Genomic DNA, 22,140 nt, shown 5'->3' on the forward strand with positions numbered 1-22,140 from the left:
GCGCGTCAGTCGGCCGGTGAAGCCGCGTCCGCAGCCGGGACGTCAGCCGGACTTCGTGAAGACGACCTCGGGGTCGGGGTGCGAATCGCGGTCAACGCCCGGCGTGAAGTACCAGAGCTCAACCGCGCCTTGCTCGCTCTCGAACGCGAAGAGGGCAGGCATCGCGTTGCAGGGCGGATTCAGACTGAACGCGATAGCACTGTCCCCGTATCCCGCCGACCATTGGCCCGTCAGAGAAGGGAAAGACGCCCCGGTGTCCGGCGCGGCGTCACACCACATCGATGCCGGCGAGTCCTCTGCACTCACGACACCCCCCTCGTGCAGCTCGAACTCCGCCGTCCCGGACGTCGCCGTCCAGACGCCGACGAGGTCGTCCTCGGACACATCCACATCAGGCACGGCGCCATGGGCACTCGGCATGCCGCACGGATCTGTCGACACGGTCCCGTTCGCCCAGATCCATTCGTTCGCCGGCCAAGAGTCGAGATCGGACGCGTTCTCGCTCTCGAAGTCTGCGCCGAAGCTCCCTTCGACCAGCTCCCCCTCGGCGTCCCGCGCCTGGTAGTCCACGGTCACGCCGATCTCCGACAACTCCGCCCCGGCGTAGTCGTGGCGCTCCACGATCCACTCCTCGGGGGGCCTGTCAGGTGCTACTTCCGCTCCGGGAGCGACGGGGAGGCGCCCTCTGGCGTCGAGCACCAGCGTCGCGTCGTCGGCGGACGTCGTCCCGTAGTACACACGCACGCGGACGATCTCGGCGCTGGGCGCACACCAGCTCAGGATCGGAGTCCCGTCACGCACCGCAAGGGAGAGGGGCTGGTCCTCTGGCACCCCAGGCAGAAACGCGCAGGCGGAGAGGACAAGCGAACTCGCGAGCACCATGGCCCCCGCCGTCAGTGTGCGACAGGACACGCCCACGTCGTCGATCTCAGCCCACTCTCTGCCGCGACTGGTACCGCCCGGCGGCCCGCGACCAGCAGCACGAAGAAACCGAGTGAGGCGATCAATCCCGCAGCTATCGGGAACCTGTTTGCTTGCGCCACCAAGAACCAGCTGCCCGCAGCGACCAGGAACCCTGAGATCGCGACGGCGAGAACTCTTCCCCACCATCGCGCACTCATTCTGTGCGCGATGAGCGGTGATAGAGATGCAACAAGAAGCACCACGAAGAGCGCGACGCTCGATCGGAGCGCATCCTCTATCGCTTCAGCTCCTCCTCGCTCACGAAGCAATGGTGCGAGAAAGACGAGCCGGTAGAGGAACCCCAGGACGAGCGCGAGACCCGCGCAGAGGAGCACGGCCACGATCGGGTACCGAAGACGGTGAACGCCACCATCCTGCTTCATTCCGTCACGCCCACGGATCCTGCTCCGTAGCCCGAAGGTGGTCACGACCGTCATCGAAACCACCGTCCACAGGCGTAGAGCGGAGTAGTTCAGCATGTGAAGCACGCCGCGTCGCGGCGAGAAGACCGCAACGCTCACTCGTCGTCCATGTCGCAGGGTTCATTGCTCACTTCCCCGGAGTGGTACACGTAGGTGCCTTCCACAAGCGAATCGATCGCGACGTTCTTGAAAGACATCTCCGCGCGGTGGTCCGGCCCGGAAAGGATGACGTACACCGTGACGGGGCCGTCCAGACTCGACACCGGGTACTCGCGGCTGCTGGTCACGGAGAAGTCAGGGAAGGTGTCAGGGAGGATCGGTTCACCGGGAGGCACGGCGACGGCCTGCCCCTCGTCGGCGGTCGCGGAGAACAGCACCACCTCGTCCTCTGATCCCCACTCTTCCCGCAGGGCCGTGGAGATGTAGTCGATGTCCCACGTCTCGTCGAGGCACTGCACCCACGCGAACTGGTCGTCGACGACCGTCAGGGCGACCGGCTCCATGAAAACTGGCCGTGACGGCACGCATCCCGCCAGGATCACTGCACCGAGCAACCCCAGTGCGCCCGCTGCGACCCGGGTCACCGCCTCCTTCAGCATGACGAGTACCTCCCTTCGTGGAGACCGGCGTCGAACTCGAACCAGTTCGCACACCCGTAGGAGCCAGTGAGAACGGTGGATTTCGCGGCTTCTACACCGTACATAAGCGGGTAGGCCACCCCGCCATGCGCCGCCCACTGAGCGGAATGCCTCGATTCGTGAGAGAGAAGGGCCTCGTCGTCGGGATCGCCATCGAGAACTGCGGCCACGGAACTCTCCGAATTCAGGAGGAAGACATCACCGAACGTGGTGCCGCCCTGTTGAGCGAGCATGCTTCCGCTGCAGACCCAGATGCCATGGCCTGACGAATAGCCGCAGTCGCCGTCGCTCAGGTAGACCGAGACGAGAGCGACCGTCGTCACGGGCATGTTCGCCATCCCGCGAAGGAATCGGTTCTTCTGCATGAGATCAGAGAGCGCGCTGATCCCCTTGATCGGAAGGAAGGGATTCACCCATGCGTCCTTCTTCTCGCACTTCGCGCCGTTGAAGGCCCGGCAGGGATTGACCACCCCGGACGCGATGCCGTCATTCTGGCGAGGTGCAGATGCACCTCGGCACCCGGCGCTGCCCCACTTGCACGATGGAGTGCCCTTCGCGAAGGGTGTCCCGCCCTGCCGACCCGGTTTGGCCGACGGCTTCGAACCGCCTCCACACTCTGAGCCGCAGTCGATCTTGAAGGCGAGTCCGGTCGGGTCCATGTACGTGGTGGGGTTGTTGCCGGAATAGGTGTAGCCGGTGTTCTGCTGCGGCAGGTTCGTGTCGATGACGGGGTCGACGGAGAGGAACTTGCCCAGCACCGGGTCGTACGTCCGCGCGCCCACCGTCGTGAGCCCTGTCGAGGCGGTGGCGGGCTTGTTCATGTACCCCGTGCCGCTGCTCCACACGCCGGAGGAGCCGATCGGCGCGCCGTAGGGGTCGCGCAGCATGCGCGTGGTGGTGCCGGTCGCGTTCGCCACGGTCTGCACGTCCACCGTCCCCTCCAGATTCGTGAACAACCATGTGAGGGTCGTGCCGGGAGTGCCGCTCTTGGCGGACTTCTCGGCGACGGGCTTGCCCTCGGCCCCACTGTACGTGCGCACGCCCGCGACGACACTCGACCCCGGGGCCTGCGTGAGCACGGTGTCGCCGACGAACAGGCTCGCACCCTCGCTGGTGTTGGTGCGCAGGAGGATGCTGCCGTCCGCGTTGTACACGGTGTTCTGCGTCACAGAACCCGACACCACCTTCGTTGCCTTCCCTGACGCGTCGAACGTGACCGTCTGCCCCGGGCGGGTTGTCATGTTGCCCGCGTCGTCGTAGCCGTACGCACCCGGGCCCGCCGAGGCAGGACCAGTGACGGCGGTCACGCCGTGTGGACGGGCGCTTCCGGCCGCAGGATACGTGTAGGTGGCCGTGGTCGCGGTGCCGAGCGTCGACCGCCGCACGAGCGCCGTGCGGTTGCCGGTCTGATTGTCGTAGCTGTAGTCGTGCCAGTACGGCTCCAGTCCGCCCATCGTCGCGGCCGTGGGGGCGGCGGCGCACGTGGTCGCGGCGTTCGGCGTCCACGCCCGGGTGAGCTGCCGCAGGCTGTCGTACGTGTAGCACGTCTTCTGCGTCCCGCTGGTCGGCAGCACCGAGTTCAGGGTCGCCGAGGTGACGTTCCCCACACCGTCTCGCGTGTACGTGCGGTCGGCGACGTAGTGCCCGAGACCGCCGAACACCGCGTTGTCCTTGATGGCGAGCACGGCCCCGGTCGCCGGGTCGTAGCCGTAGGTGGAGTAAGCGCTGCTCGTGGAGCCGTTGACCCTGGCGAACTCGGCGAGCTGTCCGATCGGCGAGTACACCGTGTTCGCCAGCACGATCGAGGTGCCGCGCACGCCGCTGAGCCGGCCCCAGGAGTCGTAGCTGTTGCGGACGATCTCTGCCGGAAGGCCGCCCATCGCAGGCAGGGATTTCGCCTGCAGCGACGAGTCGGCGTTGTAGTACAGCGTCGTCTTGTAGCTGGTGCCGCCGAACGCCGGTGCGCCGGTCGGGATCGCGAGCGTCGTCTCCGTGGGATTGCCCGCCGCGTCGTAGCTCCCGACCGTGGTCGTGTAGGCGAGCCCCGGGGTGCCTGGCGTGGAGCCGCTGAACGCGGTGGTCGTCGTCACCAGCCCCTTCTTGACGGAGTCGTACGTCCAGCTGGAGAGCAGCGCACCGCTGGGGCCGCCCGCGTAGGTCGCCTTCTTGCGGTTCAGCTCGTCGTATGTGGTGGTGACCGTCGTCCCACGGGCGTCGGTCGTCGATGTCAGGTTCCCGACGAGGTCGTAGGTGGCACTCGATGCCCCCGAGTCGGCGTCGTCCTGGCCGATGCGGTTCCCCAACAGGTCGAACGTCCAGGTCCAGTTGTTGCCCGCGGGATCGGTCATCCTCGTCATGCGGCCTCCGCCGTCGTACGCGAACGTCGTCGCCTGCCCCGCGCCGGTGATCCCCGGTGAGAGGTACTGCACGAGCTTGGTCTTCTGCCCGAGCGAGTTCGTGAACGTGCTGGTCGACGTGCCTCCGGCCGGCGGCACCGTGTCCACCCGGTCCGCGCCGAGGTACGCGGTCACGGTCTGCGAGTGCACCGTGCCCGTCGTGTTGAGGGTGGAGGTCAGGGCGCGCCCGACGGCGTCGTAGGAGGTGACGACCTGCGAGGGGATGTTGTTCTCCGTGGTCGGCGTGAAGAACGCGGTGCCCGGGGTGATCGACGCGGTCCAGTAGTCGTTGTCGACGAAGTACACGCGCCCCTGGTGGTCGTAGTTCGTCGTCTTGATAACTGCGCCTCCCCCGACGGCGGCCGACTGCGTCTGCGTGGGGCGACCGAGCCCGTCGAAGAGCTCGTACTTCGTGACGACGCCGCCACCCGTCACGGTGTCCGTCTTGATCGCGTTGGGCGCGGTGTGCGACAGCGTGTAGGTGAAGGCCAGCGAGGGCGAGCTCGGGTTGGCGGCCTGCGGTCGCAGCGGGAGCCACACACTGCTCGTGCGGCCCAGGGCGTCCACTGCGATGGTGGTCGTCGCGCCGTTCGGATCGACGATCTGGGCTTTGGTGCCCGTCGTCGGCTCGAACGTGGTCGTGGTGGTCCACGAGAACGGCGCGGTGTTCGTCTCCGCCGTGCTGAGCAGAGGCTGCGTCGCCGCGGGCGTGTAGGCGGTGGAGGTCGTGCGCCCGAGGGCGTCGGTCTTCACGAGCGGTCGGCCGAGGGAGTCGTAGGTGACCGACCCCGCCGACACCCAATGCGGCTGCCCGTTCTCGTACCTGTCGACCACCTGCGTCGACGTGACCAGGCCCTTCGTGGCGGCGGCGCCCCACGCGAGACCGTCGTAGCTCGTCTTCACGTCGCTCACCAGGTCGCGCGGGAACTGCGCTCCCGACAGGCCGGCGCAGGTCGCGTTGACCGTGCGCACCTGGCTCGGTAGTCCGACGATCCACGCGGTCGTGTTCGCCGTCGCATAGGTTGTCGTCACACAGGTGCTTGTCGCATCCGACGGGATCGTGGACACGGTCAGCGGCTTCCCCGAGCTGGGGTCGTAGGTCGTCCTGGTGTCGAGCGTGCGATTGCCGCCGGTCGACAGCGGCTCGGTGCGCACGGTGCGTTCGACCGCCGTCATCCGCGCCTGCCTGGAGCCGTCGTTGGATGTGACCGCCGACGCCCACGGGGTGCTGATCAGATCGGAGACCACGGCCCCGCCGACGCCGTTGCGCGTCTGCTCCCGATACACCTGACCGGCCAGCCAGCGCTCGTCCGGAATCGTCGTGCCGGTGACCGTGACCGACTTCGTGCCTCCGGATGCCGCGGCCCTGTCCCCGTTCAAGCCCTGGTAATAGGTGTAGGCGGTGACCTTCTGCGCGGCGGGCGCCGCCGGGTTCCCTTCGCGCACCTCCACCGTGTTCACGCCGGCGAACACGTTCCAGGTGCGGGAGTTCGCGACGGTCAGCGGCGAGTCGTTGTACCGCCACTTCGGCGTCCCGTACACGTACTGGGTCTGCTGGACCTGGCTCAGCGGCCCGCCCGTGCGCCCGTTCACCAGAACTGAGGCCACGGGATACTTGTGGAACAGGTCCTGTCGCCCACCGAGAGGGATCGTCGACTGCGGCACCCACCACTCGGGGAAGCACCACCGCGTGTTGTTCGGCAGGTCGGCGAGGATCGCGGACGCCTGCGCCGGTGTGCACTGCTGCGCCTGGTAGTTGACGCTGATCTCTCCGCCGAGGTTCGTGCGGATCGAGCTGAGACGCCACTTGTCGAGGGGTGCGAGCCCGTCGACCACCCAGACCCTGTTCTGCATCGTGACGCCGGAGAACACGGTCGGCGGCTCGGCGATCGCAGCCTTGCCTGCGGCGGTGCCAGAGCGCTGCACCTGCGTCATCCAGAGCGCGGCAGAGGTGCCGTCACCCGGGTCGGGGAACGAGTGACCGATGGTCCACGTGTCGACGGTCGAGTAGGCGCTGGACACGAGCGTCTGCGACTCGACCTTCACGAGGCTGGCGTTGGTGAAGAACGTGGGCGCGATCTGCGCGGCGGTGCAGGAGGTCCCCGTGCACAGCTGATCGAACGGCACATCCGGGTACGCGGACGGGTTCGCCGGCTTCACGGCGCTGTCGAGCGCGGCCGTCGTGCACTTCGCGCCGGTCGCGTCGTTGCACCGCCCCTTGGCGTCGTAGGTGAACAGCACGCGATAGCCCGCGCCCTTGCTCGCGTAGACGTCCGACGCCCGGAGCCCGTACTCGATCCGCGAGACGACTCCGCCGCGCTGATACGCCGTCGCGCCGGAGCCGCCCTTGGCGTACTTGTTCGTCTCGGCCGTGTAGTACACGGTCTGGGCGTTGCCGTGCACATCGACGACGTAGTCGAGGTTCCACCGCCAGGCCTGCTGGCACGAGGAGGCCGCGAAGGTCGAGGCGTGACAGGGCTCGCCCGCGTCGTTGCCGTAGACCGGGACCGTCCAGGTCGAGTTGGTGACGGCCTTGCCCGCCGACCAGCCCGGAAGCTGATTCAACCCGAACCAGTACTGCGTGCCGTCGGTGGTGGTCATTCGCCAGCACTCGGTGTTCGCGGTGCCGTTCGGCGCGCAGCCCTGTGCCGTGCCGGTGAAGCGCTCGAAGCGCGTGCCGTCGTCGTTCTGCAGCCGCCACTTCCCGCTGCTGGAGTCCTTGATGAGCGCGCCGGCCCGTCCGCCGATCGACACCGTGGCGTTGTCGGTCTTCCAGCACAGGTCTCCGGAGGTGGCGACGGCGCCGCTCGCTCCGTCGTCCTTCGCACAGGGCACGTAGCTGCGCTCGATGAATCCTGCCGCGGCGAGCTCCCACCCCTCGCCGACCACCGACGGCTGATTGTTCGTGGATGCCGTGAGGCCGTCGACGGACTGCGAGTTGTAGCTGAGCGCCACGCTCGGCGCAGGCCCGGCGGCGGGTGCGGGGACCGCCATGTCATAGCTCCAGGTGAACGCGCCCGTCTGCTCGGCGACGTCCCACGTGGAGGACGACTTCAGCGGCGTCGCCGCATACGACCCCGTGCCGTTCGCGGAGCTCGCACCGGCCAGAGCCGTCACCATCGTCGGCGAGCCTGCGAGGGACGGCGTCAGCACGACCCCGTCGGCCGTGGCCGCGGAGGCGATAGGCACGGCATCCTCGCGGACATCGCCGGCCGTGGTGTCCGCTGGCACCTGCACCCACTGCAGACGACCGGCGTAGTCGCCGCCATAGGCTCCGGCCAGCAGCTCCTCGGGCAGCAGGAGCGCCACCGGTGATCCTCCCTGCTCGACAGGCGAAGACGACGACAGAGTCAGCACGACACCGTCGAGTCCTTTCTTCGATGCGGCCTTCTTCCCCATGATCTCGACTGTGACGGTCGTCGATTCGGGCGCGGGAGTCGCCGTCTCCTCCGGCTGCTTCTCCTCTTCCGGCGGCGTCACCTCGTCCGGGCCAGTACCCTCCCCCGGCGGCGTGCTGCCCTCCCCTGGCTCCTCCGCGCCGGCCTCCGCGTCCTGCTCCCCCGGCTCCTTCGTCGGGGGAGCCTCGGGCTCGCCCGACGGCGTGGTCGCGCCGCCTGCCGGTCCTCGCGCCTCCGCCACCGCGAGGCTGATGCCCGAATCTCCGACCGCCTGCCACGCGCCGGCGACCGCCGCGGAGACGGAACCCTCATCGCCCCGTGTCTGGATGTCGCTCGCCCCGGGGGTCGGCTCGAGTCGGAGCTCCGCGGTCTGCGGCTTCGGCAGCGGCGCGACCGGCGGTGCGTCCGCATTGAGCGAGGCATCGGCACCGATCGGGTCCTCGACCGCGCCGAGAGCAGCGCCAGGGATCGGGTCGCCGAAGACCGCGGAGCCTGTCGTCGGCGTCGGGTCGTCCGCGAACGCGGCACCGGGAACGGCCACGAAGAGGCCGCCCACCAGAGCGGTCGCCGTCATGACGGTCACAAGCCGTCGCTGCTGATTCCTACGCAGGATCGCGCGCGTGCGCACGCTGGTGCGGGGGTGGGTCACAGGCGCACGCTATTGGCCGCGCGAGTGCACCGTCTACGTGCGGAGAGCCGAAATCTCCGTTTGTAAGGTATTGCCGTCTCGTGCAATATCCCGGTTCCACAGTGCCGCCGACGATCGTGCGGCGTCCTCGGCGAAGACCAGTTCCGCCTGCAGCTTTCCGCGGGCACGGCTCAGCGTGGTCCACACCGTCCCCTGCGTGCACCGCAAGAGCTCGGCGATCTCACCGGCTGCGAGCCGATCCCAGTAGGCGAGCATCACGATGCGCCGCTCGCGCGGTGTGAGCACGGTCGCGATGGCACGCCGCACGGCGAGCGTGTCGAGCACATCGTCGTTCCGATGGGTGTGCGCGGCGCGAACGGCGTCGATAGCCCGCGCATGCGCGCGCTGACTCCGGGCGCGATCCTTGAGCTTGTTGTCGCACGCTCGGAGCAGCCACACCACACCGAGCGGGCGCGAGACGTCGAGCTTCCGCCAGGCGAGGAGGAACACGTCGGCGACGATCTCGGCGACCTCCGCGTCCTCGTCCACCAGGCACTCCACGTGACGCTGCACCGCGGCCCAGTGCTGCGCGTACAACTCCGTGAAGACGCGCTCGCGCTCCGCCTCCCACGCCTTCTTGCCGCGACTCACCGACCGAGCCTCCGCCGGTCGGCCGACACCGGGCGCACCGGACGCCCCGTCCCCCCACCCATGTTCGCCGTGCGGTCAGAGGTAGCAGCGGATGTTGTTCGCCGCGCCGTAGATGTTCGCGGAGCCGTTCGCGTACACCGTCGCGAGCACCGTGGTGTTGTTGCGAACCTGCGCATAGCCGGACGTGCGGGCGTTGGCGACGGACCGGGCCGTGAAGGTCGACGGGATGGCGATGCTCCCGCAGGTGCCCCAGCTCAGGATGCTCCCGGAGAGGCCGTATGCCGTGTACGCGCAGATGCGACCGGTCGCGCAGCTGCCGACGGAGCGCGCGCTCAAGGTCGTGTTCGCTCCGGCCGCGGTGAACTCCATGTCGAGCTCGGGCCAGACGATGTGTCCCGGGGCCACCAGCTCCCCACCGGGGACCTCCTCCAGCAGCTGCGCCGTCTGAGAATCCCGCTCATCCTGCCCCGTCCCCGCGGAGGCCACCGTCGGCACCCCGGTCAGGACCAGCATCAGGCCCACCAGGGCCCCGATCGTCGCGCGCGTGCGCCTCATTCCACCATCTCCTCATCGAGATCCCACATGCGGTAGTCCGTGATCGAGCCCGGCGCCACGATGCCGTCGTCGACGAGCACGGTGCGCTCGACGCCGACGATCCGGCCGGTATCGAGCGACACCAGCACGTCGTCGCTCACGACGCCGTCCGGTGCGATCACGCGGATGCCTGCGACCGGACGGCCGAGGCGGTCGGTGGAGGTGCCGAGCGCCTGCGCGCCGCCGGCCTCCTCCAGGAGCGCCAGCAGCTCAGCATGCTGCGCGTTGGTCAGCGTCCACTGTCCGAAGACCGAGGTGATGGAGGTCATCACGTCGAAAGCGGTCGGGTCGGAAGGGAGGCCGAACGCCTCCAGCAGTGCGCGCACGTCCGACGACGACTCGCCGGGAATGGCGACCACCGGCGTCTCGAACTCGCCGGGGGCGTAGACGATGCGCGCGGCGACCTCGCCGCTGCTGACGACCTCGGCGTTCTGGTTGGCGACCGCGTCACCCGGGTCGTAGGCGACTCCGTTGATCACGACCGACTCGCCGGACAGGTCTTCGCTCCAGGCGAACGTCGCCAGCTGCGGCACGACCTCCGCGTGCCCGGCGTCCACGTCCACCGAGAACGACCATGAGGCGGTGCGCACGGTGCGCATCGGCGTGACGGGTTCGCTGAACACGCTCAGATCGGCGTCCGCAGTCGCCACGGTCTCGGCGAGCGAGGCGGAGCCCTCGAACGACAGCGGCGCGGGCGTGCCGGCGACGGCGGCGCCCTGCGGCATCAGGACGCCGATCGCCAAGGCCGTCGAGGCCACGACGGCGGTGAGCCCCGCAGCCCACCCGAACGTGCGGGCACGGCGCCGCTCCGGGGCGCGCGAGGAACGGATGATCCGATCGCGCGTCGCGATGGCCCTCGCATCGGGGTGCGCGTCACGCGGAGTGCGCGCGGGGTCGGCGTCGGTGAGCGCTCGCTCGAGCACGGCATTGTCAGGCGTCACGCGTATCAGTCCCCTCCAGGCCCAGCGCCGCACGAAGCCGATCCTCCGCCAGACGCAACGTCTTCTGTACCCGTGACTCCGATGCGCGCAACAGCTCCGCGATCTCCCCCACCGCGAGTCCATCCCAGTACGTGAGCATGATGATACGCCGTTGCGTGGGAGTGAGGACACCCAAAGCTCTGAGCACTTCGCTGCGGCCGACGATCCCGGGCAGCGCGGGGTCGCCGGACAGCCCCACGTGCACGGCATCCAGCGCCGTGAGTCGGGTCATCGACCGGCCGGGTCGTGCGCGCAGGCGGCGATCCGTCTCCCGCAGCAGCTGGACGCGTCCGGGCGGCCTCGCCGGGCGCAGACGCGACCACACGGCGAGGAACACCTCCGAGACGATCTCGGTGACCTCGTCGTCGTCGCCGACCACACCCTCGATGTGATGGCGCACCGCCGCCCAGTGCTCGTCGAACACTCGTGTGAAGACCTCGTTCCGCAGCGTGTTCGGGTCCTCGCTGCGGCCGTTCATGCGGGTGGGGTCGGCGGTCTGCCCGCCGCCTCCGACGTCCTGCACTGGCGCATGTCAGAACCCGAGACGCCCGAGCTGCTTGGGGTCGCGCTGCCACTCCTTCGCGACCTTGACGTGCAGTCCGAGGAACACGCGGGTGCCCAGCAGCTCCTCGATGCCGGAGCGAGCGCGGGCGCCGACGTCGCGCAGCCGCCCGCCCTTGTGGCCGATGATGATCGCCTTCTGACTGTCGCGCTCGACGACGATCGAGGCATGCACATCGGTGAGGTCACTGCCCTCGCGGGGCGCGATGTCATCGACGACCACGGCGATGGAGTGCGGGAGCTCGTCGCGGACACCGTCGAGCGCCGCCTCGCGGATGATCTCGGCGATGCGGTCCTCCGCCGACTCGTCCGTCGCGATGCCCTCGGGGTACAGCGCAGGCCCTTCCGGCATGAGCTGCAGGATCTCGTCCGCGAGCACGTCGAGCTGATCGCGCGTGAGGGCGGACAGCGGGATCACCGCCGCCCAGTCCTCACGCAGCGAATCGACCTCCATGAGCCGTTCCGTGATCTCGTCCCGCCCCGCGGCATCCGTCTTCGTCACGATCGCGATCTTCTGTGCGCGGGGATACCCGTCCAGGGAGGCGGCGATGCGTCGGTCTCCCGGCCCCACCTTCTCGGTCGCCGGCACGCAGAAGCCGATCACGTCGACATCGCCCAGCACCTGCTCGACCAGGTCGTTGAGCCGCTCGCCGAGCAGGGTCCGCGGCTTGTGGATGCCGGGGGTGTCCACGATCACGAGCTGCCCGTCGGGGCGGTTCAGGATGCCGCGGATCGCGCGCCGCGTGGTCTGCGGCTTCTCGCTCGTGATGGCGATCTTCTCTCCGACCAGTGCGTTGGTCAGGGTCGACTTGCCCACGTTCGGCCGGCCGACGAAGGTCACGAAACCGCTCCGGGTGTCCTCAGTCATCGCGTCGCTCTCCTTCTTCCTGCGTGTCGTCCGGCTGCGCCGCTCTCTCCACGAACACCGTCGCGATCCCCCGCCCGCGTCCGCGAGACGCCCCGCCCGTGAGCACCAGCCCCTCGACCGTGGCGGTGGCTCCGGGCTGCGGCACCTGGCCGAGCGCCTTGCCGAGCAGGCCGCCGATCGAGTCGACGTCCTCATCCTCCAGTTCGAGACCGAACAGATCGCCCACGTCCTCCAGCGACAGCCGGGAGCTCACGCGGTAGCGACCGGCTCCGAGGTCCACGAACTCGGCGGATACCTGATCGTACTCGTCGGAGATCTCGCCGACGAGCTCCTCGATGAGATCCTCCAGCGTCACGAGCCCCGAGATCCCGCCGTGCTCGTCGATCACGAGGCACACGTGCACGGCGTCGCGCTTCATCTGCTGCAGCAGCGTCTCGGCGCGCATCGACTCCGGCACGAACGTCGCCGGGCGGGCGATCGGGCGGATGGAGGCCGCGCGCCACGCGGAGTCGTCCCGGTAGGCGAACTGCACGAGGTCCTTGAGGTACAGCACTCCGACCACGTCGTCGGCCTCGTCGTCGACCACGGGCATGCGGGAGACACCGCGGTGCAGGAACAGCGACATGGCCTCGTCGGTCGTCGCCTCGGCACCGACCGTGACCATCTCCGTGCGCGGGACCATCACCGCGCGCACGAACTGATCCGTGAAGTCGAACACCGAATGGATGAGGTCGCGGTCGTCCTCCTCGATGAGGTCGTTCGACGCCGCCTCGTCGACCATGCTCAGCAGCTGATCCTCGCTCGAGAAGGAGCTGCGGCCCGTGCCGGGCGTGACGCGGTTGCCGAGCACCACCAGCCCCTGCGCCAACGGCCCGAGGATGATGCGGAGCCCCCGTACGATCCCCGCGCTGCCGCGGATCATCGCCTCGGCGTGCTGGTGGCCGAATGTGCGGGGACTCGCCCCCACCAGGACGAACGTGATGCCGGTCATCAGGATGGCCGCGGCGAGCATGGCCCACCACAGGTTCTCGAACATGATCGTGAACGCCACCGTGACCAACACGGCGGCGGTGACCTCCGCGAGCACACGGATGAACGCCACTGCGTTGACGTGCGCGTCGAGGTCGGCGGCGATCCGCTCGAGCGCCTTCGCCCGCCGCCCCTCGGTCGCCAGATCGGCGAGCCCGGCACGCGAGGTGACGCCGTAGGCCGCGTCGATCGCGGCCATCAGACCGCCGAACGCCACCAGCAGCACGGCGGCGATCAGCAGCAGGATCTCCGTCATCGGCGGCGGCGTTCGGAGACGGCGAAGCCCTGGATGAGCTGCTTCTGCAGTCCGAACATCTCCCGCTCCTCCTCCGGCTCGGCGTGGTCGAAGCCGAGCAGGTGCAGCAGACCGTGCGTGGTGAGCAGGATCAGCTCGTCCATGAGGGTGTGGCCGGCTGCCTGCGCCTGGGTCTCGGCGACCTGCGGGCACAGCACGATGTCGCCGAGCAGGCCGGGCGGCGTCGGGCGGTCCTCGGTGCCGGGGCGCAGCTCGTCCATCGGGAAGCTGAGCACGTCGGTCGGTCCCGGCTCGTCCATCCACTGCACGTGCAGGGCCTCCATGGCGCCCTCGTCCACGAGGACGATCGCCACCTCCGCGTCCGGGCTGACGTGCAGCTGCGCGAGGTTGAAGTCCGTCAGGCGCTGCAGCACCGTCTCGTCGACGTCGATCGCCGACTCGTTGTTGATCTCGATCATGAGAGTCCTCGTTTCGGCATCCGGTCACGGGGTCCTGGGCGCTGTGCCCCGCGGCGCTCCGCCCTGTTCGCGAACTCCGCGGCCTGCTCGCGCTCGAACCGCTGGGCCGTGCGCTTCTCGTCGTACTCGCTGTAGGCGTCGACGATGCGTCCCACCAGCGAATGCCGGACCACGTCGTCGCTCGTCAGACGGCTGAAGTGGATGTCGTCGATGCCGTCGAGCACCCGGGTGACCAGGCGCAGACCCGACGAGCCCTGCGGGAGGTCGACCTGCGTGATGTCACCGGTGACGACCATCTTCGTGCCGAAGCCGAGACGGGTCAGGAACATCTTCATCTGCTCGGGCGTGGTGTTCTGCGCCTCGTCGAGCACGACGAACGAGTCGTTCAGCGTGCGGCCGCGCATGTAGGCGAGGGGGGCGACCTCGATCGTCCCGGTGGCCATCAGCCGCGGCACGATCTCCGGGTCCATCATCTCGTTGAGCGCGTCGTACAGCGGGCGCAGATACGGGTCGATCTTGTCGGTCAGCGTGCCGGGGAGGAAGCCCAGCCGCTCCCCCGCCTCGACCGCGGGCCGGGTGAGGATGATCCGGGTGACCTCCTTGCGCTGCAGCGCCTGGACGGCCTTGGCCATCGCGAGGTACGTCTTCCCGGTGCCGGCGGGACCGATGCCGAACACGATCGTGTTCTCCTCGATCGCGTCGACGTACTCCTTCTGGCCGAGCGTCTTGGGACGGATCACCTTGCCGCGTGTGGAGAGGATCGCCTCGCCCAGCACCTCGCTCGGCCGCGGACCGCCCTCCTGGCGCAGCATGCGCGCCGAGCTGGCGACGTCGCTGGGTGCGAGGTCGTGTCCGGCCTTCGTCATCGCGAGCAGCTCGTCCACGAGCGTCTTCGCCTTCGCCACGGCGTCGCGTTCGCCCGTCAGCGTGATCTCGTTGCCGCGGACCAGCACCTGCACGTCGCGGTGCTCCCGCTCGAGCATCCGCAGCAGCCGGTCCTGCGGACCCAGCAGCTGCACCATCGCGACACCGTCGGCGTAGATGCGTTCGGTGACGGTTTCCTGATCGTCAGAAGCCAACGAGCTTGTTCTCCTCGAGGTTGCCGAGCACATGGGCGTGCACGTGGAAGACGGACTGCGCGACGCTCGCGCCGTTGTTGAAGATGAGGCGGTATTCGCCGTTCGCATGCTCGTCGGCGATGCTCTTGGCCGCGGCGACCATCTCGGCCAGCAGCCCCGGATCCCCGGCCGCGAGCTCGGTGACGTCCCGGTATTCCTCGCTCTTCGGGATCACGAGAACGTGCAGCGGCGCCTGCGGGTTGATGTCGCGGATCACGAACACGCGACCGGTGTCGAGCAGGATCTCCCCGGGGATGTCCCCGTTGAGGATGCGCGTGAAGATCGAGGGTTCGCTCATGCCTTCAGCTTACCGGGGCGCCTGTATGGGGCGGCGGTCACCAGCGGCCGAGCGCGGCCGACAGCACGGCGATCGCGGCAGGACCTGCTGTCGAGGTACGCAGGACCGTATCTCCCAGCAGCACGCGCTCAGCCCCGGCTGCCTCGAGACGCGCCAGCTCCTCCGGCGAGATGCCGCCTTCGGGACCGACCACGAGCACGAGATCGCGCCCATCCGGCTGGAGCGTTGACAGTCGCATCCGAGCCGTCGGGTCGAGCAGCAGCACGCGCTGCGACGCCGCCCGCGCGGCCAGCTGCGCGGTGGTCTCCACCGGAGCGACCTCGGGTACCCAGGCGCGGTGGGCCTGCTTGGCCGCCTCACGCACGATGCTCGCCCACCGCTCGCGGCCCTTCGCCGCCTTCGGCCCCTCCCACCGCGACACGCTGCGACCCGCCTGCCACGGCACGATCTCATCGACGCCGAGCTCGCACGCGGCCTGCACCGCGAGCTCATCACGATCACCCTTGGCCAGCGCCTGCACCAGCACGACCCGCGGTGTCGCCGGCGGGTGCTCGATGCGCTCCGCGACCCTCACGTCGACCCGTGTCGGCGAGACCTCCTCGGCGACGCCGGAGAGCCAGACCCCGCGACCGTCGCCGACCGTGACCTCCTCGCCCACCCGCAGTCGACGCACGACGGCCGCGTGCTTCGCCTCGGCGCCCGTGAGCGTCACGAGCTCCCCGACCGCGCACGCGCCGGCCTGCTCGACCAGGAAGTGCAGCGCCACGATCAGTGCCCGCGGAACCGGTCGCGCAGCTTCGAGAAGAGCCCCTGCTGGAACTGCGCGAGCTGCGGGCCCGGCGCCTTGTTCTTCTTCGCGAAGTCCTCGATCAGCTTGCGCTGCGCGGAGTCGAGCTTCGTCGGGGTCACCACCTGCACGCCCACGCGGAGGTCGCCGCGCTGGGTGCCGCGCAGCGGCGTGATGCCCCGGCCCTTGATGGTCAGCACGTCACCCGACTGCACGCCCGGACGGATCTCCAGGTCGACCTCGCCGTCGAGCCCCTCGATGGAGGTCTCGGTACCGAGGATCGCGTCCGTCATGGAGACCTCGAGCGTGGCGAGCAGGTCGTCGCCGTCGCGGCTGAACGCCGGGTGCGCGTTGACGGTCACCTCGACGTAGAGGTCGCCGTTGGGGCCGCCCGCGCGTCCGACCTCGCCCGAGCCGGGCAGCTGCAGTCGCAGACCGGTCTCCACGCCGGCCGGGATGTCGAGCGAGACCGTGCGCCGCGAGCGGACGCGCCCCTGACCGCCGCAGGTACCGCAGGGGTACGGGATGGTCGTGCCGTAGCCCTCGCACGTACCGCAGGGCTGCGACGTGACGACGTTGCCGAGGAGGCTGCGCACCTGGCGCTGCACGTGCCCGGTACCGCCGCAGATGTCGCACGTGACGGGCGAGGTGCCCTCCTGGCAGCACGACCCCTGGCACGTCTCGCACAGCACGGCCGTGTCGACCTCGATGTCCCGGTGGGCGCCGAACACGACGTCGCCCAGGTCGAGCGTGACCCGCACGAGCGCATCCTGGCCGCGCTCACGGCGCGACCGCGGACGGGCCCCGCGCCCGCCGCCCTGCGCGGCTCCGAAGAACGTCTCGAAGATGTCGCCGAAGCCGCCGAACCCGCCGAAGTTGCCTGCGGCTCCGTCTCCGCCGCCCATGTCGTAGCGGCGGCGCGACTCCTCGTCGCTGAGCACGTCATAGGCGTGGGTGACCAGCTTGAACTTCTCGGCCGCCTCCTCGCCCGGGTTCACGTCCGGGTGGAGCTGCCGCGCCAGGCGCCGATACGCCTTCTTGATCTCATCGGTGGAAGCGTCCCGGGACACCCCGAGAACCTCGTAGTGGTCCGCCACAATCGCCCTTCTGCGTGTGTTCCGTGGGCCGCGTCAGCGGCCGGTCTCGTCATCGTCGAGCATCCGCGACAGGTAGCGGGCCACGGCCCGCGCCGCCGCGAGGTTGCTCGGATAGTCCATGCGCGTCGGCCCCATCACGCCGACTCGCGCCGTCCCCGTCGGCGCCGCGTAGTCGCTGGCGACGATGGATGCCTCTCCCAGCCCGAAGGAGGCGTTCTCCGTGCCGATGCTCGCGGCGAGTCCGTGCTCGTCCGGCACCATCTCGCTCATCAGCCGCAGCAGCGTGACCTGCTCCTCGATCGCCTCGAGCAGCGGATGGATGCTGCCGCGGAAGTCCTGCTCCCGGCGCGCCAGGGTCGCCGCGCCCGCCATGACCAGTCGCTCCTGCCGGAAGCCGCTGAGCTCGTCGACCACGACGCCCGCGAGCGTGCGCAGCACCCGGTCCCGCGGAGTCTCCTCCGCGGCGAGCAGCGTCTGGAGACGGTCGGAGGCCTCGGCGATCGCCTGGCCCGTGATCAGCGCGGAAAGCCGTGCCCGCAGGACCGCCAGGTCGGTCTCGTCGATCGTGTCCGGCAGCACCGTCATGCGCTGGGACACGCCGCCCGCATCCGTCACGAGCACGGTCAGCAGGCGGTTGGGGGCGAGCGCCACGAGCTCGAGGTGGGTCACGTGGGCGCGCGCGAACGAGGGGTACTGCGCGAGCGCCACCTGCCCGGTGAGCTGCGTGAGCACCCGCACCGTGCGCACCATGAGGTCGTCGAGGTCGGCGGGGTCGGTGAGGAACGACTCGATCGCCGAGCGCTGCGCCGAGGAGAGCGGCCGCAGCTGGGCGAGATGGTTCACGAACACCCGGTAGCCCTTGTCGGTCGGGACCCGGCCGGAGGACGTGTGCGGGGCGGTGATGAGCTCTTCGTCTTCCAGCTGCGCCATGTCGTTGCGGATCGTCGCCGCGGAGACGCCGAAGGAGTGCCGGTCGACGATCGAGCGGCTGCCGACCGGCTCGTGGGTCTCGACGTAGTCCTGCACGATCGCGCGAAGCACCTGGAGTCCTCGCTCGGTGACCATGGCCTTCCCCTTCCCGCTGACCGTCCGATTGGCACTCTGCCACCCTGAGTGCCAATCCTACCCCGTGCTGCTGAGGATGACGCGGAGGAGGAGAGCCTGCAGTCGGCTCAGTCCGTGAGCTCGCGCACCACCGCATCCGCGAGCAGCCGCCCGCGCAACGTGAGCTGGACGCGACCGCGGATGGCGGCCGCGGCATCGATCAGCCCGTCCGCGATCAGGCCAGCCACGCGGTCCCGGTTCCCCTCCGGCACGTCCGCGACCGCGATGCCCTCGCGGATGCGGCTCAACAGCAGGATCCGCTCCAGGGATCGCGCGGCCTCGTCCGGTCGTTCGCGCCCTGCGGCCGGCGAGGATCCGGCGGCGAGCCGCTGGGCGTAGGCGGCCGGGTGCTTCACGTTCCACCAGCGGAGCCCCGCGACATGGCTGTGAGCGCCGGGACCGAAGCCCCACCAGTCGCTCCCCCGCCAGTACGCGAGGTTGTGACGCGAGCGCTGTGCCGGCGTGCGCGCCCAGTTGCTCACCTCGTACCACTCGAACCCCGCGGCGGCGAGACGCCGGTCTGCCAGCTCGTACATGTCCGCCTGGAGGTCGTCGTCCGGCATCGGCACCTCACCGCGGCGGATCTGTCGCGCCAGCTTCGTGCCCTCCTCGATGATGAGCGCGTAGGCCGAGATGTGGTCCGAGTCCAGGGACAGTGCCGCATCGAGCGAGGCCTCCCAGTCGGCCAGCGACTCCCCCGGCGCCCCGTAGATCAGGTCGACGCTCACGGCCAGCCCCGCGTCCTTCGCCGCGGCGACGGCCGTGCGGACGTTCTCCGGTCGATGCGTGCGGTCGAGCGCGGCGAGCACATGCGGCACGGCCGACTGCATCCCGATCGACAGCCGGGTGACTCCCGCCTCCGCCAGGGTCTGCGCCACCTGGGGCGTGACCGTGTCGGGATTCGCCTCCACCGTCACCTCTGCGCCGGGCGCGAGACCGAACGCGGCGGTCGCGGCGCCGAGCATGCGGGCGAGGTCACCGGCGGGGAGCAGCGTCGGTGTGCCGCCGCCGAAGAAAACCGTGTCCATGGGGCGCAGCGCGCCGGCGTCGTCCAGCGCGCGCCGCGCCAGCGCGATCTCGCCGATGAGGGTGGACGCGTAGTCCTCCTGCTTCGCGCCGCGCAGCTCGCTCGACGTATAGGTGTTGAAATCGCAGTATCCGCAGCGCACTCGGCAGAACGGGACGTGCAGGTACGCGGAGAAGGGCGTGTCGACAGCGATCGGCAGATCGTCGGGCAGTCGTCCGTCGGCCGGGGCCGGGTCTCCGAGCGGAAGCGGTCCCGCCATCAGACGGGCGTCGCGTACAGCGGCGAGATCGCGCGCAGGTAGCGCGCGAAGAGCTCGCGGCGACGGCGCTTCATCAGTGCCGGTACCAGGCGGTAGATGAGCGTGTTGGGCGCATCGAAGGCGCGCACCGTGAACCACACCTCGTCGTTGTCCTCGCGCCAGTCGACGTCGAACGACTCCTCACCGCTGACGACCGAGCCGCCGACCGTCCCCAGCACGAAGCCGATGCGCCGCGTCTCCTCGGTGACCGAGATGACGCGCAGCTCGGAGTCGGCGCGCATGCCGCCGACGCGTCCGCGCAGATGCAGCGTCATACCGGCTCCGACGAAGGGCATGCCCTCCGCGTCGTAGCGGGGCTCCACGTCGCGCTTGCTCGGCGCGATGGGGTTGCCCTCCGCATCGAAGCTCACGCCGGCGTAGGCGGGGCCGGGCGCCGGACGCACGTCCTCCACCGACAGGCCGGCCGCACGTTGCGCCGTCCACGACAGCAGCGCCTCGCCGGCGATCTGGAAGCGCTCCTCCCCGCTGCCGATGCGCCAGGACTCCTCCGCCGGGATGCTGCGCTCCGGCGGGTACTGCATCAGGTCGGGGGCGTGGGTCGCACCCACGGCCGCATAGTCCACCGTGTCGTCTCGGAAAGTCCCGCGCCGCATGAGTTCCAGCCTACTTCGCGTTGCCTGGACGAACACCCTCCGCATCGCGGGAGGTCACAGGATCGCCCTGGTTACTTCTTGTCCTTGCCCTCGACGTCGCCCGAGAGCGCGGCGATGAACGCCTCCTGGGGGACCTCGACGCGACCCACCATCTTCATGCGCTTCTTGCCCTCCTTCTGCTTCTCGAGGAGCTTGCGCTTGCGGGTGATGTCACCGCCGTAGCACTTCGCCAGCACGTCCTTGCGGATCGCCCGGATCGTCTCGCGGGCGATGATGCGCGCGCCGATCGCGGCCTGGATCGGCACCTCGAACTGCTGGCGCGGGATCAGCTTGCGCAGCCGCTCCGCCATCATGGTGCCGTAGGCGTACGCCTTGTCGCGGTGGACGATCGAGCTGAACGCGTCGACCTTCTCGCCCTGCAGCAGGATGTCGACCTTCACCAGGTCGGCCTCCTGCTGGCCCGAGGGCTCGTAGTCCAGAGAGGCGTAGCCCTGCGTCTTGGACTTGAGCTGGTCGAAGAAGTCGAACACGATCTCGCCGAGCGGCATGTTGTAGCGCAGCTCGACGCGCTCCTCGGAGAAGTACTCCATGCCCAGCAGCGAGCCGCGGCGCGACTGGCACAGCTCCATGACCGTACCCACGTAGTCCTTCGGCAGCAGGATCGCCGCCTTGACCATGGGCTCGGACACCGAACCGATGCGCCCGTCCGGGTACTCGCTCGGGTTCGTCACGGTGACGGTCTCGCCGGTGTCGCTGGTGAGCACCTCGTAGATCACGCTCGGCGCGGTCGTGATGAGGTCGAGGCCGAACTCGCGTGCGAGTCGCTCCGTCACGATCTCCAGGTGCAGCAGCCCCAGGAAGCCGCAGCGGAAGCCGAACCCGAGTGCCACGGACGTCTCCGGCTCGTACTGCAGGGAGGCGTCGGAGAGCTTGAGCTTGTCGAGGGCCTCGCGGAGCTCCGCGTAGTCGCTGCCGTCGATCGGGTAGATGCCCGAGAACACCATCGGCTTGGGATCGGTGTACCCGGGAAGGGCTTCGGCCGCGGGTTTGCGCGCGTTCGTGATCGTGTCACCGACCTTCGACTGCCGCACGTCCTTCACGCCCGTGATGAGGTAGCCCACCTCGCCGACGCCGAGGCCCTTGGTGGGCGTCGGCTCGGGGCTGGACACGCCGACCTCGAGCGCCTCGTGGTTCGCGCCGGTCGACATCATCTGGATGCGCTCGCGCGGCGAGAGGCTGCCGTCGACCATGCGCACATAGGTGACCACGCCGCGGTACGCGTCGTACACGGAGTCGAAGATCATGGCGCGCGCCGGGGCCTCCGCATCGCCCACGGGGGCGGGGATCTCCTGCACCAGCCGGTCGAGCAGCTCCTCCACGCCGACGCCGGTCTTGCCGGAGACGCGCAGCACGTCCTCCGGCTTGCCGCCGATCAACGACGCCAGCTCCTTGGCGTACTTCTCGGGGTCCGCCGCCGGCAGATCGATCTTGTTGAGCACCGGGATGATGTGGAGGTCGTTCTCCAGCGCCAGGTACAGGTTGGCGAGCGTCTGGGCCTCGATGCCCTGCGCGGCGTCGACCAGGAGGATCGCGCCCTCGCACGCGGCGAGCGACCGGGACACCTCGTAGGTGAAGTCGACGTGACCCGGCGTGTCGATCATGTTGAGCGCGAACGTCTCGCCCTCGAGCTCCCAGGGCATACGCACGGCCTGGGACTTGATCGTGATGCCGCGCTCCCGCTCGATGTCCATGCGGTCGAGGTACTGCGCCCGCATGTCGCGATCCGAGACCACGCCGGTGATCTGGAGCATGCGGTCGGCGAGGGTCGACTTGCCGTGATCGATGTGGGCGATGATGCAGAAATTGCGGATCTGCGCAGCCGGCGTCGCGGCAGGCTGAAGCGGGGTGAGAGCGCGTGGGGACATGTCCCGTCGATTCTACGGTGAGGGGCAGGG

The 22,140-nt window shown here is 69.4% G+C and carries 19 protein-coding genes; all 19 read right to left on the minus strand.

Annotation, left to right across the window (positions count from 1 at the left end):
• Positions 1 to 42: 42 nt before the first annotated feature.
• The 19 genes from M3C17_RS09935 to lepA all read right to left on the minus strand — a co-directional run bounded on the left by M3C17_RS09935 (position 43) and on the right by lepA (position 22,110).
• Positions 43 to 882, minus strand: coding sequence for a hypothetical protein (locus tag M3C17_RS09935; protein WP_259977548.1), 840 nt, complete (start codon positions 880 to 882; stop codon positions 43 to 45).
• Positions 883 to 893: 11 nt separating this feature from the next.
• The gene (locus M3C17_RS09940; protein WP_259977549.1) at positions 894 to 1,442 is read right to left on the minus strand and encodes a hypothetical protein; all 549 of its coding nucleotides are present in this window, start codon (positions 1,440 to 1,442) and stop codon (positions 894 to 896) included.
• 38 nt (positions 1,443 to 1,480) lie between these two features.
• The gene (locus tag M3C17_RS09945; protein WP_259977550.1) at positions 1,481 to 1,984 is read right to left on the minus strand and encodes a hypothetical protein; all 504 of its coding nucleotides are present in this window, start codon (positions 1,982 to 1,984) and stop codon (positions 1,481 to 1,483) included.
• The gene (locus tag M3C17_RS09950; protein ID WP_259977551.1) at positions 1,978 to 8,466 is read right to left on the minus strand and encodes an RHS repeat-associated core domain-containing protein; all 6,489 of its coding nucleotides are present in this window, start codon (positions 8,464 to 8,466) and stop codon (positions 1,978 to 1,980) included. Before M3C17_RS09950 ends, M3C17_RS09945 begins: the two co-directional genes overlap by 7 nt.
• Before the next feature lie 33 nt (positions 8,467 to 8,499).
• On the minus strand, positions 8,500 to 9,096 hold the full coding sequence (locus M3C17_RS09955) for an RNA polymerase sigma factor (RefSeq protein ID WP_259977553.1): 597 nt from the start codon (positions 9,094 to 9,096) through the stop codon (positions 8,500 to 8,502).
• Positions 9,097 to 9,171: 75 nt separating this feature from the next.
• The gene (locus M3C17_RS09960) at positions 9,172 to 9,651 is read right to left on the minus strand and encodes a hypothetical protein (RefSeq protein ID WP_259977554.1); all 480 of its coding nucleotides are present in this window, start codon (positions 9,649 to 9,651) and stop codon (positions 9,172 to 9,174) included.
• Positions 9,648 to 10,631 (minus strand): hypothetical protein, encoded by a 984-nt coding sequence (locus tag M3C17_RS09965; RefSeq protein WP_259977555.1) that lies wholly within the window; start codon positions 10,629 to 10,631, stop codon positions 9,648 to 9,650. The genes M3C17_RS09960 and M3C17_RS09965 overlap by 4 nt, the downstream gene beginning before the upstream one ends.
• Positions 10,621 to 11,193: an RNA polymerase sigma factor gene (locus M3C17_RS09970; protein ID WP_259977556.1), complete on the minus strand. Its 573-nt coding sequence runs from the start codon at positions 11,191 to 11,193 to the stop codon at positions 10,621 to 10,623. The genes M3C17_RS09965 and M3C17_RS09970 overlap by 11 nt, the downstream gene beginning before the upstream one ends.
• 9 nt (positions 11,194 to 11,202) lie before the next feature.
• Entirely contained in the window at positions 11,203 to 12,099 is an 897-nt protein-coding gene (era, locus tag M3C17_RS09975) for a GTPase Era (RefSeq protein ID WP_259977557.1), read from the minus strand.
• Positions 12,092 to 13,384, minus strand: coding sequence for a hemolysin family protein (locus M3C17_RS09980; RefSeq protein WP_259977558.1), 1,293 nt, complete (start codon positions 13,382 to 13,384; stop codon positions 12,092 to 12,094). The genes era and M3C17_RS09980 overlap by 8 nt, the downstream gene beginning before the upstream one ends.
• Positions 13,381 to 13,842 (minus strand): rRNA maturation RNase YbeY, encoded by a 462-nt coding sequence (gene ybeY, locus M3C17_RS09985; RefSeq protein WP_259977559.1) that lies wholly within the window; start codon positions 13,840 to 13,842, stop codon positions 13,381 to 13,383. Before ybeY ends, M3C17_RS09980 begins: the two co-directional genes overlap by 4 nt.
• Positions 13,839 to 14,864, minus strand: a complete 1,026-nt coding sequence (locus M3C17_RS09990; protein ID WP_259977587.1) for a PhoH family protein — start codon at positions 14,862 to 14,864, stop codon at positions 13,839 to 13,841. The genes ybeY and M3C17_RS09990 overlap by 4 nt, the downstream gene beginning before the upstream one ends.
• Before the next feature lie 46 nt (positions 14,865 to 14,910).
• The gene (locus M3C17_RS09995; RefSeq protein ID WP_259977560.1) at positions 14,911 to 15,258 is read right to left on the minus strand and encodes an HIT domain-containing protein; all 348 of its coding nucleotides are present in this window, start codon (positions 15,256 to 15,258) and stop codon (positions 14,911 to 14,913) included.
• A gap of 37 nt (positions 15,259 to 15,295) precedes the next feature.
• Positions 15,296 to 16,024 carry a 16S rRNA (uracil(1498)-N(3))-methyltransferase gene (locus M3C17_RS10000; protein WP_259977562.1) on the minus strand — a complete coding sequence of 243 codons (729 nt, stop codon included), beginning with the start codon at positions 16,022 to 16,024 and terminating at the stop codon, positions 15,296 to 15,298.
• Positions 16,025 to 16,026: 2 nt separating this feature from the next.
• Entirely contained in the window at positions 16,027 to 17,142 is a 1,116-nt protein-coding gene (gene dnaJ / locus M3C17_RS10005) for a molecular chaperone DnaJ (protein WP_259977563.1), read from the minus strand.
• A gap of 33 nt (positions 17,143 to 17,175) precedes the next feature.
• The gene (gene hrcA, locus M3C17_RS10010; RefSeq protein ID WP_259977565.1) at positions 17,176 to 18,207 is read right to left on the minus strand and encodes a heat-inducible transcriptional repressor HrcA; all 1,032 of its coding nucleotides are present in this window, start codon (positions 18,205 to 18,207) and stop codon (positions 17,176 to 17,178) included.
• A 107-nt stretch (positions 18,208 to 18,314) separates the two neighbouring features.
• The gene (gene hemW / locus M3C17_RS10015; protein ID WP_259977566.1) at positions 18,315 to 19,532 is read right to left on the minus strand and encodes a radical SAM family heme chaperone HemW; all 1,218 of its coding nucleotides are present in this window, start codon (positions 19,530 to 19,532) and stop codon (positions 18,315 to 18,317) included.
• Positions 19,532 to 20,185: a DUF1990 family protein gene (locus tag M3C17_RS10020; protein ID WP_259977567.1), complete on the minus strand. Its 654-nt coding sequence runs from the start codon at positions 20,183 to 20,185 to the stop codon at positions 19,532 to 19,534. The genes hemW and M3C17_RS10020 overlap by 1 nt, the downstream gene beginning before the upstream one ends.
• A 71-nt stretch (positions 20,186 to 20,256) precedes the next feature.
• Positions 20,257 to 22,110 carry a translation elongation factor 4 gene (lepA, locus tag M3C17_RS10025; protein ID WP_259977569.1) on the minus strand — a complete coding sequence of 618 codons (1,854 nt, stop codon included), beginning with the start codon at positions 22,108 to 22,110 and terminating at the stop codon, positions 20,257 to 20,259.
• Positions 22,111 to 22,140 lie beyond the last annotated feature (30 nt).

Origin of the sequence: Microbacterium sp. p3-SID336 (assembly GCF_025143365.1) — a bacterium.
GTDB lineage: Bacteria > Actinomycetota > Actinomycetes > Actinomycetales > Microbacteriaceae > Microbacterium.

Bases quoted from the DNA above. Each gene is read 5' to 3' on its own strand.
- M3C17_RS09935 (WP_259977548.1), bottom strand. From the start codon at position 882: ATGGTGCTCGCGAGTTCGCTTGTCCTCTCCGCCTGCGCGTTTCTGCCT.
- M3C17_RS09940 (WP_259977549.1), bottom strand. From the start codon at position 1,442: ATGCTGAACTACTCCGCTCTACGCCTGTGGACGGTGGTTTCGATGACG.
- M3C17_RS09945 (WP_259977550.1), bottom strand. From the start codon at position 1,984: ATGCTGAAGGAGGCGGTGACCCGGGTCGCAGCGGGCGCACTGGGGTTG.
- M3C17_RS09960 (WP_259977554.1), bottom strand. From the start codon at position 9,651: ATGAGGCGCACGCGCGCGACGATCGGGGCCCTGGTGGGCCTGATGCTG.
- era (WP_259977557.1), bottom strand. From the start codon at position 12,099: ATGACTGAGGACACCCGGAGCGGTTTCGTGACCTTCGTCGGCCGGCCG.
- M3C17_RS09980 (WP_259977558.1), bottom strand. From the start codon at position 13,384: ATGACGGAGATCCTGCTGCTGATCGCCGCCGTGCTGCTGGTGGCGTTC.
- ybeY (WP_259977559.1), bottom strand. From the start codon at position 13,842: ATGATCGAGATCAACAACGAGTCGGCGATCGACGTCGACGAGACGGTG.
- M3C17_RS09990 (WP_259977587.1), bottom strand. From the start codon at position 14,864: ATGGTGCAGCTGCTGGGTCCGCAGGACCGGCTGCTGCGGATGCTCGAG.
- M3C17_RS09995 (WP_259977560.1), bottom strand. From the start codon at position 15,258: ATGAGCGAACCCTCGATCTTCACGCGCATCCTCAACGGGGACATCCCC.
- hrcA (WP_259977565.1), bottom strand. From the start codon at position 18,207: ATGGTCACCGAGCGAGGACTCCAGGTGCTTCGCGCGATCGTGCAGGAC.
- hemW (WP_259977566.1), bottom strand. From the start codon at position 19,532: ATGGCGGGACCGCTTCCGCTCGGAGACCCGGCCCCGGCCGACGGACGA.
- M3C17_RS10020 (WP_259977567.1), bottom strand. From the start codon at position 20,185: ATGCGGCGCGGGACTTTCCGAGACGACACGGTGGACTATGCGGCCGTG.
- lepA (WP_259977569.1), bottom strand. From the start codon at position 22,110: ATGTCCCCACGCGCTCTCACCCCGCTTCAGCCTGCCGCGACGCCGGCT.